At 45.7% G+C, this 12,492-nt stretch carries 13 protein-coding genes; all 13 read right to left on the bottom strand.

Annotated elements, in window-relative coordinates; genetic code table 11:
• Nucleotides 1-11 precede the first annotated feature (11 nt).
• The 13 genes from rng to ACXAGK_RS18255 all read right to left on the bottom strand — a co-directional run bounded on the left by rng (nt 12) and on the right by ACXAGK_RS18255 (nt 12,489).
• Nucleotides 12-1,478 (bottom strand): ribonuclease G, encoded by a 1,467-nt coding sequence (gene rng, locus ACXAGK_RS18315; RefSeq protein ID WP_474802711.1) that lies wholly within the window; start codon nt 1,476-1,478, stop codon nt 12-14.
• Nucleotides 1,475-2,080 carry a Maf family protein gene (locus ACXAGK_RS18310; protein WP_474857339.1) on the bottom strand — a complete coding sequence of 202 codons (606 nt, stop codon included), beginning with the start codon at nt 2,078-2,080 and terminating at the stop codon, nt 1,475-1,477. Before ACXAGK_RS18310 ends, rng begins: the two co-directional genes overlap by 4 nt.
• 36 nt (nt 2,081-2,116) lie before the next feature.
• The gene (gene mreD, locus ACXAGK_RS18305) at nt 2,117-2,593 is read right to left on the bottom strand and encodes a rod shape-determining protein MreD (protein ID WP_474802715.1); all 477 of its coding nucleotides are present in this window, start codon (nt 2,591-2,593) and stop codon (nt 2,117-2,119) included.
• Nucleotides 2,586-3,488: a rod shape-determining protein MreC gene (mreC, locus tag ACXAGK_RS18300; RefSeq protein WP_474802717.1), complete on the bottom strand. Its 903-nt coding sequence runs from the start codon at nt 3,486-3,488 to the stop codon at nt 2,586-2,588. Before mreC ends, mreD begins: the two co-directional genes overlap by 8 nt.
• A 37-nt stretch (nt 3,489-3,525) precedes the next feature.
• Nucleotides 3,526-4,569 (bottom strand): rod shape-determining protein, encoded by a 1,044-nt coding sequence (locus ACXAGK_RS18295; protein ID WP_118490596.1) that lies wholly within the window; start codon nt 4,567-4,569, stop codon nt 3,526-3,528.
• Nucleotides 4,570-4,922: 353 nt separating this feature from the next.
• Nucleotides 4,923-8,645: a DUF6701 domain-containing protein gene (locus ACXAGK_RS18290; protein WP_474857338.1), complete on the bottom strand. Its 3,723-nt coding sequence runs from the start codon at nt 8,643-8,645 to the stop codon at nt 4,923-4,925.
• Nucleotides 8,645-9,133 (bottom strand): pilus assembly PilX family protein, encoded by a 489-nt coding sequence (locus ACXAGK_RS18285; RefSeq protein WP_474857337.1) that lies wholly within the window; start codon nt 9,131-9,133, stop codon nt 8,645-8,647. The genes ACXAGK_RS18290 and ACXAGK_RS18285 overlap by 1 nt, the downstream gene beginning before the upstream one ends.
• Entirely contained in the window at nt 9,123-9,866 is a 744-nt protein-coding gene (locus ACXAGK_RS18280; RefSeq protein WP_474857336.1) for a type II secretion system protein, read from the bottom strand. The genes ACXAGK_RS18285 and ACXAGK_RS18280 overlap by 11 nt, the downstream gene beginning before the upstream one ends.
• Nucleotides 9,866-10,387 (bottom strand): type IV pilus modification PilV family protein, encoded by a 522-nt coding sequence (locus tag ACXAGK_RS18275; RefSeq protein WP_474857335.1) that lies wholly within the window; start codon nt 10,385-10,387, stop codon nt 9,866-9,868. Before ACXAGK_RS18275 ends, ACXAGK_RS18280 begins: the two co-directional genes overlap by 1 nt.
• Nucleotides 10,377-10,838, bottom strand: a complete 462-nt coding sequence (locus ACXAGK_RS18270; RefSeq protein WP_474857334.1) for a type II secretion system protein — start codon at nt 10,836-10,838, stop codon at nt 10,377-10,379. The genes ACXAGK_RS18275 and ACXAGK_RS18270 overlap by 11 nt, the downstream gene beginning before the upstream one ends.
• A 1-nt stretch (nt 10,839) precedes the next feature.
• Nucleotides 10,840-11,340, bottom strand: a complete 501-nt coding sequence (locus tag ACXAGK_RS18265; RefSeq protein ID WP_474857333.1) for a type II secretion system protein — start codon at nt 11,338-11,340, stop codon at nt 10,840-10,842.
• A gap of 22 nt (nt 11,341-11,362) precedes the next feature.
• Nucleotides 11,363-11,950 carry a prepilin-type N-terminal cleavage/methylation domain-containing protein gene (locus ACXAGK_RS18260; RefSeq protein ID WP_474857332.1) on the bottom strand — a complete coding sequence of 196 codons (588 nt, stop codon included), beginning with the start codon at nt 11,948-11,950 and terminating at the stop codon, nt 11,363-11,365.
• 44 nt (nt 11,951-11,994) lie between these two features.
• Nucleotides 11,995-12,489 carry a hypothetical protein gene (locus ACXAGK_RS18255; RefSeq protein WP_474857331.1) on the bottom strand — a complete coding sequence of 165 codons (495 nt, stop codon included), beginning with the start codon at nt 12,487-12,489 and terminating at the stop codon, nt 11,995-11,997.
• Nucleotides 12,490-12,492: the final 3 nt, after the last annotated feature.

The raw sequence follows: 12,492 nt of genomic DNA, 5'->3' as shown, positions 1-12,492 counted from the left end.
ACGTTAATGCATTACATCATGACGACGTCGTACTTATCCTGATTGTACAGTGTTTCGGTTTGGACCTTGATCTGTTTAGACACAAATACTTCTAGTTCCGCCAGCATATGAGACTCTTCACCCATTAAGGCTTCTGCCACTTTTGGTGAGGCATAAACCACAAACTTGTCTGCGTCATAGGCGCGATTCACCCTTACAATCTCACGCATAATTTCAAAGCAAATAGTTTCAATAGTTTTTACTGTGCCTCGGCCTTTACACACCGGGCATTCGCCGCACAGTATATGCTCAATGCTTTCACGGGTGCGCTTACGGGTCATTTCAATAAGCCCTAGCGCTGTAAAACCGTGAATATTTATTTTGGCTCTGTCCTTGTTCGTCGCCACCTCTAATGAATGTAAGACACGTCGTTTATGGTCTGGTTCAATCATATCGATGAAGTCGATAAGGATCATACCGCCTAAGTTACGCAATCTTAGTTGACGCGCAATCGCCTGCGTCGCCTCAATATTCGTGTTAAAAATTGTTTCTTCTAAATTACGGTGACCAACAAAGGCACCCGTATTGATATCGATAGTGGTCATGGCTTCGGTTTGATCGATGATCAAATAGCCGCCCGATTTCAAGTCCACGCGACGCTCTAGCGCACGCTGCGCTTCGTTTTCCACATCATACAAATCAAAAATAGGTCTATCACCCGGGTAATATTCGAGCTTGCCGTTCATTTCAGGCACGTACTCTTTGGTGAACTGGTGAAGTTCATTGAATGATAGTTTCGAGTCGATACGAATTCTGTCTAGCTCTGTGCCTACAAAATCGCGTAGAACCCGTCGTGCAAGCGGTAAATCTTCATAAAGCACGTTCGACTTACGCTTTTTCATGCGAGACTGAATTTTATCCCACAGTCTTCGCAAAAACGCGGCGTCTGACTGCAACTCATTTTTACCCACACCTTCGGCAGCCGTGCGTAAAATAAAGCCGCCGTTTTCATCGCAAAACTCTTGAACCAGCGACTTTAAGCGGTCTCTCTCTGCTTCTTCTTCAATGCGTTGAGATACACCCACGTGAGTTACCGAAGGCATAAAAACCAGATAACGGCTAGGGATAGTGATATCTGTGGTAAGGCGTGCACCTTTGGTACCGATGGGATCTTTTACCACCTGAACCACAATATCTTGACCATCACGCACCAGCTCACGAATGTCCTGCTTCTGTATGTGACTTGCCGAGACTTCTTCAGCAATTTCATTATGAATGACGATGTCAGAGGCATGTAAGAACGCCGCTTTTTCTAAGCCAATATCGACAAATGCCGCCTGCATTCCCGGCAATACACGGCTTACTTTTCCACGATAAATATTGCCAACTAAACCCCGTTTAGTATGACGCTCTACGTGAATTTCTTGCAGTATTCCGTTTTCAATAAGCGCCACCCGTGACTCTGACGGGGTAACGTTGATAAGCAGTTCAGCACTCACGATACTACTCCAAATTCATTCAGTCCAAATGCATTAAGTAATTGGCGGGTTTCGTATAGCGGTAGACCTATTACGGCACTTGCACTACCGTTGATAGAGACCACAAATTCACCACCAATACCCTGAATAGCGTAACTCCCTGCTTTGTCAGCAGGTTCTCCTGTTTCCCAGTATGCGTCAATTTGCTCATCCGTCAATGCTGCAAAAGTCACAGATGTGGTAATGACTTGGGTCTGTTGCTGAGAGTCATCGAGTACACAAATAGCCGTAAGTACATCATGAGTTTTACCAGAAAGCATGGTAAGAATGCGTTTAGAGTCGGCTTTATCTTCAGGTTTACCCACACTTCGCCCGTTAAACGATATCAGGGTGTCGCTGGCTAAAATGACTTTGTCTTTCGTCATTGCGCCCTGAGACACTAGCTGCGCCTTTACAGCTTGGGCTTTTTCAGTAGCAAGCCTTGCTACAAGCTCCATCGGTGATTCATTGTCACGAGGCGACTCGTCAATATCGGCAGGTTGTATTGTATGGGCTATGTTCATTTGCTTGAGCAAAGCAGTGCGTCGTGGTGAGGCTGACGCTAACACTACCGATTTTGTCATTGGCTTACCTTTGGTTTAATCGTGAAGGTGTTCACATTAAGAAATTGATAGTTGTCTACGCGTGCGCCTAAGCAGCCAAAACACCCAGGGCCATAGCACCATAGACGTCAAAACTGGCCACAAGTAATCAACTTGGAAATAGATATCCGTCAAGAGGTGCTGAACCCAAAACGTTAATAAATGATATAGCGAAGCAAGTAGACCAATGATAATTGCCTGCTGCCATACAGAGTAATTTCTTAGCCTTTGGTAATTAGCAGCCAATACATAAACACAAATACTTAAACCGAAGCTGTGAATGCCCAGCGTTGTGCCAACCAGCACATCCATAGCAACACCAGTTAAAAACGCCACACCTACATTTACCCTATGGGGCAAGGCCATACTCCAGTATGCGAGCACAACTAGCACCCAGTCAGGGCGATACACATCTACTTGAGAGGGCAAAGGAACAATTTGCAGTACCAGCGCCACTAGCAGACTTAACCAAATAACGAGGTTACGTTTACGCATCTGAAGACTCTTCCTCGCTCGTAGCAGGTGTATTTACCTTTTCATCCTTATCAGTGTCAGACTTTTGTGATGAATCATCCGTTCGCCATAGAAGCAAAAGATGACGAAGTCTGTCTAAATTCGCCATTGGTGTAACTATCACCCGAGCAAAGGGACGACTTTCATCTCTCACTACCTGTTTAACTGTTGCCACAGGGTAACCTTCTGGAAATACCTTACCCAGCCCAGATGAAATAAGGGTATCGCCTTCCTGAATGTCTACGCTGTGCGGTACATGTTCAAGATATAACTCGTTAAGCGCACCGCTGCCGGTGGCAATAAAGCGGATATCATTTCGAAGGGAGCGCACTGGGATGGCGTGTGTCACATCAGCAATCAGCAATACACGACTGTTGGTTGACCCCACTTCCATCACCTGACCCACAATACCTTTTTCATCAAGAACCGGTTGCGATGGATATACCCCATCTATCGCCCCTTTATTGATGACAACCTGCTGACTATAGGGGTTTTTATCTACCGCCATCAGCTCGGCAACCATCTTTTTAGAAGATAGGCGCACGGGTGCTTGCAGCAGTTCGCGAAGCTGAGCATTTTCTTTTGCAATAACATCGTACTGCTGGAGTTTTTCGCTCATTAGCAACAGTTGATTATTCAGCTTTTGATTTTCAGCCAGTAGCTGTTCTTTAGAGGTAAGGCGCTGGGCGCTTTCGCTTAGCATTAACCCGGGGAGGTTAGCAATGTATTGAAGTGGGCTCATCAAAGAGTTGAGGTACACCCGCGTAGATTTGAAGCCATCCATTTTGTGATCAACAAATATCAGTGTTACTGACAACACAAGCGCCAGCGTAAGCCTGATATTTAGAGAAGGGCCGCGAGTAAAAATAGTATCCATGATACAAATAAGGCAACCTTACGGTTGCCTTTCCTGTTTATTCGTAGCTAAACAGGTCGCCACCGTGAAGGTCAATCATATCGAAAGCCTTACCACCGCCGCGTGCTACACAGGTTAACGGATCATCAGCGATAACCACTGGGATACCCGTTTCTTCCATAAGTAGCCTATCTAGATCTTTAAGAAGTGCACCACCGCCGGTAAGTACCATACCGCGTTCAGAAATATCAGAAGCAAGCTCTGGTGGAGACTGCTCTAGCGCCACCATAACGGCAGAAACAATACCCGTTAGCGGTTCTTGAAGTGCTTCAAGAATTTCATTTGAATTTAGCGTGAACCCGCGAGGCACGCCTTCTGCTAGGTTGCGACCACGAACTTCAATCTCACGAACCTCTTCGCCTGGATACGCCGCGCCAATTTCGTGCTTAATACGCTCAGCAGTAGCTTCACCAATAAGAGAACCGAAATTACGACGAATATAGTTAATGATAGCTTCGTCGAACTTATCACCACCAATACGAACAGAAGATGAATAGACCACGCCGTTTAGTGAAATGATAGCAACTTCGGTAGTACCACCACCGATATCTACCACCATAGAACCCTGCGCTTCTGATACAGGCAAGCCTGCACCGATTGCCGCAGCCATTGGCTCGTCAATAAGGTAAACTTCTCGCGCACCCGCACCCAAAGCAGATTCTTTAATAGCTCGGCGTTCTACTTGTGTTGAACCACAAGGTACACATACCAATACACGAGGACTAGGACGCAAGAAATTATTATCATGCACTTGCTTAATAAAGTGCTGAAGCATTTTTTCAGTCACGTAAAAGTCGGCGATAACACCGTCTTTCATCGGGCGGATAGCGCGTATATTACCTGGTGTACGACCAAGCATTCGCTTAGCTTCTGCACCTACTGCCGCAACACTTTTCGGCCCGGCTGCGCGCTCTTGACGAATAGCTACTACTGAAGGCTCGTTTAGAACAATACCTTGGTCTTTTACATAAATCAGCGTGTTAGCTGTTCCGAGGTCGATGGACAGATCATTAGAGAACATGCCTCGAAGCTTTTTAAACATGAAGTGTGTATTCCTGTTTCTGTGTTAACGCGTATTTGCAAAGGTGAGATGGCGACGCTTTAACGTGAAGTCGATATTTATTCGCACACTTTAACAATGGGGGCAATTTTGGGCAAGTGATGCTGTCACTTAGAGCCAAAATAACTACTTTATTAACAAGCAAATTCGGCGACTGCCCCATAAAGGCATAGCACTTACGCGTTAATCGATTGATTCCTACTTTAGACCCACTAATGACCTTACAAAAAACGGAAGGTTCAAAAACCTTGGTCGATTAGCCAGGTCTTTTTGTATTGAGGTCGCGATGGTGTTTTTAACGCACCGCGTTACGACCAAACCTGGCCCTTGCTTTTCTAATTGTTGATTTGCTCGCGCTTGTAAATAATGTTGTCGTTCCCTCGGTAAACACCATAGGTTAGCGTGGCGTTAGGCGGGTTGTCAGCTTCGCCATCCCCATCCCAATCCCAGAGCAACCATGTATCAGGGGTATAGGTCACAGGATAATTACCCGCCCCGTTTGGCGATGATAAACGCATGCCTTGCCCGGTGGTATACGCACCTTCACTTAAGGTTCCGTCTTCAGAAGAAACTAGCTCACCTGAGGCATCACCTATATTAGCGTGTGCAAAATCCGTGCAGCTATCGTGCGTGTTTATGCGCCACGTTTGACCATCCCAGTATTGGATACGAAGTGGTAACAGTAGGTCTTCATCTGCTGCGCCGTAGTTGTTTATTAACGTGGCTCGGCCATAGGCGAAGTTGATCGCATCACCAAAATCATCAACACAGGAACCCGTGCAAGAAAGCCCGTTAAAGTTTGCGTTCTCAATTTGTCCACTATCAGCCACCAGCGCAATAGACGCATTCATATATGCTCCGTCGAGTGCTGCGCTCCCCAAACGACTAAATACTATGTCATTGTCAGAAAAAGTGATTTGACCTGTAGTCCCGCTTTGAGGCCATGAAATCGTGTTTATATTCTCTAAACGATCTAGCAGGCTTCCGTCGTGTTCTACCTGCAGCGTAAGGCTTGTTAGCTTGTCGAAACCATCGTAGTAGTTCACAGTGCGGTTGCCATTTTGATTAAGGGCAGTAAGTGTAAAGCTAACCTCATCAATAGGTTGGCCAAAATAGTTAAACCCATCACTGGCAGTACATGCCGCTACTACGTCTCCAGTTAGAGAAAAGTTAGAGGGCGCAAACCTACCCACATTATCTACCTGCCCTAGCACGGTAGCATTTGTTAAATACGTGCTTTGCGCCGCAATAGATATAGTGCCAACCTCATCATAATTTACGGCCAGGTCAACTTTACCTTCGTTATCAAAGTTAACACTGGAAGTGCTTAATGACCCCGTGGTTCCGCCTGATGGCAAAGTTTGTTGAGGCGTTAGAGTGACACTACCTGAATAGTGTTCGGCTGTGTTGTTATTGGCTAAATCAGCGAAATTATCAGGTACACCATCGTTATTAGCATCTTCGCCATCAACCCACTGCACAGTGCGAAGACCTAATACAAAGTCTTCTCCCGTGCGCGCTAGCAATGAACCATTCGCGTTCGTTGCATACCCGTTAGGATTAGTGCTCGTAGCACTGTCATTTAAGATGTCCATAGCAAACCCAAATGGGCGAACTGCAAAGATATTTGAAGAGCCCGTTATGGCGGTTCTGTCAGTGATTGTTCCTGTAAGCGACAATTCTCCCGCGTCAGGATACTGAACCGTGAACTCCGCCCGAGAATTTGCGTCAAACTGCAGCGCAAATGTCTCTGCTGATAACCCAAGTTCGTACGTATTGGTGTTATTTGAAAAGGCCATTTTATTCGAGCAATTGCTGGAACTTGCGCAATTGTAGTTAAGATCCACATCCACTATTTTATTTTTTAAGAGTTCTGAATTTCCACAGGCCTCGACAGCATAGGTCTTACTATTAAAGCCTTGATCTGATGGTTTGCCAGATAGTTGGGTTACAATAGTGGCGGTGTTGTCTGTAAGGTTTTTAAACACTAGACCATCGTCTTTGAAGTCAATTTTACACCCTTCAATACCTACATCCTTTCCGCCAATAAAACAGCGAAGCTGACTTGATGGCGTTTCGCCTAGTGTTGCAAGCTTTGTATCGTTTCCTTTCAAGCTGTCTAGCGCTAACGAAATCTGTCCAGTAAAAGAGACGACATCATTTCCGCTCCACTGAAAATTAGCATTGTTTTGCGGAGACAGATTAACCGTTGAAGGCTGAGAGTAGATGAGATCGCAATTCACATCTGCACAAGCCTTAAGCGTTATCTGTTTAGCCGCACAGCTACTGCCTTTGTTGTCCGCTAATTCATAGCGATAGTGATTAAGTACTTCGATAACCTCACGACCACATATGCCGGGAATATTATTCGGTACTTCGTTTGCAGTAACTCTAAGAGGTGCTGGAAGAGTTTCCGTTGTTGAAGAAACGGATTCAATTCCTCCACCAGCATTAAAACGACCAATGATGGTTTCATCACCAACATTAGCGAATGTGACCGAACCTTTTGCAATAACTAAGGCGTTAGGGTTAGAGCCATCAATAACTACGTCGCCGTCTACATAAATTGCTAGGTAAGCACCATCAGCAACAGTAACGTTGGCATTAGCCATAACGAAGCGGGTTGGCTCGCCAATTGGATTTGTACCTGGATCGGAAATATAGATGCGTGTAGGGGCTACGACGTTATAGTTACCCGCTGCCATCAGCACATTTTGCCTGCTGAAGTAGTAATCCCCTGCTAAATTACCGGCTGCTATTTCGGGGCCGCTGTCATCAACAGTGATGCTAGGTATTGCTCTGGCTTGTGACTCGGTCAGTGAGTCTGTGTTATTTACGGTACAGTCAACAGCCGGCTCTCCACACTTAGGATAACCTGCTGTACCAGCTGTTCCTCCGGGGATTAATTGCGTTGCACTTAGTACGCCGCTGTTTTCATCGATAATACGGCTATTAGCGGGGAGATTAATAGCCGAGCCGCCAAATGCTGCTACCGCTCCAGGGAATGCCACGTCACAACTTGGCACTTCACCGCTGAACACAAATTCTGATGTCATGGCTAAAATACTGGCATCTTCTTCGGCGTGATTACGTTCTGAATCTAAACTTCGGTCTTCATCAACGCGAAGCCCCAATCTATTTTTGTTTACCTGACAACTGCGCAGCCACCCTCCGTCTTGACCATTGCGGCTGATCTTACTGGCAGCAACCAATGGGGTTTGCGTATAAGAGTTCTTAAAGTTATTTCGAAAACAGCCGTCGTCCCACCCCTGAATGCGCACGTCTGCAAAGTCAGCCTCCCAGACTACCTCTACACCATTGTCGTCGAAGAACCTGCGGTCAAACCCTTCCGTGGTTGCCATGTAAGCAACGGTCTCGGGCTGTGTTACAGGTTCATAATCTGTTTCTGACGCTTCCAAAGCTATATAGTATGATTGCGCTTCATATTTAGCTGCAATGGTTAGGAATGGCAGTAGATGTTCATTGGGAGGTTTCTTGCCATTTACGTCAACTTGGTTATTAACAGTTTGAATAGAGTGGAAGAAAACGGGTTGCTCGCCAAAATCTGTCTGAAGAGGCACTTCTGCGTATCGCGCATCTTCAGTACCAGGCACTAATGGTCCTGTTGGAAAATACCAAGGAGAATTGGTAGCAGCTTGGATGGTAGTAGCATCCAGCTCCATTTTTCCTACCTCAACAATATCGCCGTCAGGGAATTCGTGAACGCCGTAGGCAATCGCTAGGTAATGACCTCCCATAGTGATATGAGGGCCATCTTCACCAGAGGGCTCAAGGGGCAATGCTTCAAAGCCCGTTCTGGTCACGTTGCGAATTTTAACGATAGCAGGGTTACTCCCCTGATTGGTCGATAGCATGAATACGGCCGGAGGCTCGTCATACACCTGCGAAAAGCTTATAGTCGTCCACTCTGCTTTATTGTAGGTATTTTGAAGCTCGATGAACCTACCTTCGATTTGAGGGACAGCTAACACGGGCATTGCCAATACAGATAACATCCCAATAAAAAGGGCTCGAACAAGAGATATACGAAATGTCATTATTCTTCCTGCCTCACTTCAACAAGAACGCGTTTGGAGGTTTCAAGTTGGCCTGCACTGCACTGTGCTTCCGCACCTAACGCATAAACCCTAATTTCACCAGCGGCTACTTCTGGCTCTTCGACCTCGGTCTCTACTTCACAAGATAGCGTAATAACACAATTCTGCACGTTAGCTGCATTAATAATTACTGGCTGAGTAATAACGGAACACGCGGGGTTATTCCCGTTAATTAGTCTCGAAATCGCGACTTCCATTCCACTTTGTGCGGCCAAATAAGCGCGAGCACCATAGTACTCAATGGATTGCTGACGGATGTTTGATGAAATTTGATTAGATAACGCAATACCAAGCCCTAAAAGAACAATGCTTATAATGATCGCAACAATCGTTGTAGAACCTTTTTGCCGAGCAGGTGAACTACATAGACCGGCGGGCCGTCGGTTTTTACTATGAAAAAAGGTTGGTCGCGTTTTTTTATGGCACATTAGGGAAGTGCACCTCGTGTACAACGGATATCTGCTCATCATCACTGCTTTCTAAGGTCATTTGCAGCTCTATAAGACCATTTTGCCGTAGCCCTGCGGTTATTACGTTCGCGCTCCACGCCGCTACATTAGTACCAATAATGCCGGAAGTAGCACCTTGCGTTCTGATTAAACGCTCTCCCTGAGCGGAAGATGTTCTGCATACTGTCACTTGCGCTTCAGGAACAAAGAAGCGTTTGCCTGGAGAGGATTGTGTGTTCGCGGCGCTAAGCGTGAGATCATATTGATTATCGCTAGTCGGCTCGAAAGCGGCATCAGCAATAGTATCTATTGTTCGCCCGTTATCATTCACGCTCTGCGGATTTGTCGGGTAGATAACAAGGGTATCATTCACGCTCAATTGGCTATTGAACACCACAACATGCATGGGATTATTGAATGCATCACCAACGTAGGTGCCGCTTTCCTTGATAGGGTAATATGAGAGGCATCCTAAACTCGAATCGAATGACACAGAGTTGGGTACCACATTGCGCAGCTCTTTTTCCAGTCGCAATATAATAAAGCGCGCGTCTGAAACAAGGCGAGTACGCTCTGCGCCTGTTATATAGATTTGCGCACTTAAAGAAATCACTTGCGCTACAGATACACTAATTACGCCTAAGATGGTGATCACCAAAATAAGCTCTATAAGTGTAAAACCGCGCTGGCGCTGTGCTTTGCATGGAAACATTAATAGCTCCCTCGATAAGCACTGAAATTGTAGACTTGGCCGTCTGGAGCAGTCACTGCTATATCAATACGCTTGAACGTTTGACCGTCAGTGGGCGTACTGTCATCTAAGTCACTGTCGTAATCTACCGTTACCGCAAAACCAAAATTATTATAGTTACCGCCCACATTATTCACTACGTAGCCGTTGTAATCGTCAACATCGTCATAGTCGTCTTCACTCGCCTCTTCAGGACCAAGGGTTGTTGAGCAATTTCCTTTGGCATTACAGGTTTCAAAAGGGGGGCTTCGGTCGCTGTTTTCATCATAAGAGCGGCTTAGAATATCGTTCATTAACGACTGACCTAACTTAGCAGCTTTTACTTGGCGAAATGGCTCAGCCGTTTGTTCAGCTTGCGGCACAATAAGCGATAGCACAATGGTTAAGCTGATAGTGAATACAACAATACCAATTACGAGCTCTAATAAAGTAAAGCCTTCACTGCGTTTTCTACGCGTAGGGAGCATCCCGTTAGCACGCATAAATGGCTCCCTCACTTTGCAAACACATGGTAAAGGAACTTATTTGAATTTTGCAGTTAGTTGAGCAGGCAATATTGCTTGGTCGGCCAAACCCGTCAAACTGAATTTGGGAAAAACTATCGCCGTTTTCATCTGCAGTTTGAAAAGTGAAATCAGTATTAGAAGCATTGATAACTTGGTCGTCGTCAAAAGCAGTGGAAAGAGCATTTGCGCAGTCGTGTCCAGCGGGGGGAGCAATAACTGTACTCGTTATTTTCACGCAGCTGCTGTCTTTTACGTTTTGCATGGCGCGAAGCTGCATATTTCGCACTAGCTGAAGGGCTCTGTCCCGAAGTGCAATGGCTTCTTCGGTGTCGCTACCAAGAAAGCGAGGTGCGGCGGTTACCGCCAGCACCCCAATAACCAATATGGTTATAATAAGTTCTACTAGTGTAAAACCGTTTTTCTTCACATTACTGGACGCAAGAAACAACATTGATAGTAGGGCGAACACCTTCACCAGATGAGTTCGTATAAGTAATCGAACATGGAGCATTCACTGATGTAGGCGCCGTCGTACTATAGCCTGCATATCCTTTATAATAGATAAGGATTGATGCTGGCGTGCCAGATATTTCTTCGGTTAGATAGTCACCGCCAATATCTGAATCTAGGAGGTCAGTTAAGTTATCAAGTGTTCCAGCTGGATAACCATAAATAGTTTCGACAACGCTACCACCGACTGTAACAGAACTTGTTTCAGCGCTCGCTACGCCATTAATTAACGCTTTACCATAAACAATCGATGATGCCGACTCTATTGATCCAGCGATCCCTTGTAAAACAGAATCACGTGCGTCGTCTTGAAGGTTCAGAAACTTAGGTGCTGCGGTTACCGCTAGGATACCCAGCAATACAATTACAATGATTAACTCGATTAGGGTGAAACCCTGTTGTGTTGATACTTTTTGCATAATCAAACTTCCTGAGTATTAATTAAAAAACAGTAACCTGGCCAGTGGCTGGGTTGTAAGTGAAACCGTCAAACGTCGTACCGTCAGGCGTGCCGTCTGCTGGCGCTGAAGTATTAGGTAACCCCATAGACTCAACTAAGTAGTAAACACAAAGCGTGTTTGTGCCAGAGTCATCTGAACGTACCGCGTATCTGAAATCAGCAACAACCGTATCGTTTGTCGATGTAGTGTTGGTAGGTGCCGACTGTAGAATTAGGTCAAATGTGTTTTTACACTCGGTGTTGTTAACCGTAGAAATAAGTGTATTACCGGTAGAACTGCCGGTCGGGTAGCCAATGGTACCGTCAACGCCCACTGGCGTTTGGTCGTAAGTAACTACTGTGCCATTGCCGTTCCCATTGTTGCCACTTGGGCGACCTTCCACTTCCCATTGTGCGCGCACAAGACCTACAGCGGCGGCAAAGCCCCCTGCTACACCCTCTACACTGGCTTCTCGAGCTTCATCGGTAACATCGATAAAACGCGGTAGTGCCGTAGCCGCAAGCAAGCCTAAAATAATTACAACAATGATAAGCTCTATTAGCGTAAAGCCTTGCTGTCTCGTGTTCATAGCATCTCCTAGATTACAAATAAGCGCATAACTCCGACGCTTAGTTAACTTTTTCTTTCTCTTACTACGCCGCTACCAGCGTTGTACTCAAACCAAACTTTGTCTTGAATAAGGAATGCACATTGCAAGTATCCGTTTACGTATTCATCGCTTACCGATATTTTTGACGACACATCGAATTCTCTTAATGTCGCCAATGTAAACAGGTATTCACACGCATTTCCTTGGCCCATTTCAAGCCCTTCAGGCCAACCCTTTGTATTTACAAATAACTCTGCAGCCACTTCTTTTTGCTGCTTTATACTGCCACTGGCATCAAAATCAGTTTCGTAAATCAGAACCCTCGATTGCTTGGTCTTTATCCATTGGGCTCTGGCCAACATAACAACCCGTTGAAACTGAGCTATCGCGTTTTCTTTGTTTACTTGTTCAGCTTCTTCTATCACTGGTGCTGCGTGATACACGTACGATGTAGCCAAAACAGCGAGCACCAACCCAATCACAATAAAGTTAAATAACCCTGCTCTAGTGCTAGCCACGTT

The organism is Alteromonas sp. ABM1_013 (assembly GCF_056160505.1).
This window is presented reverse-complemented; position numbering and strand designations above follow the sequence as displayed.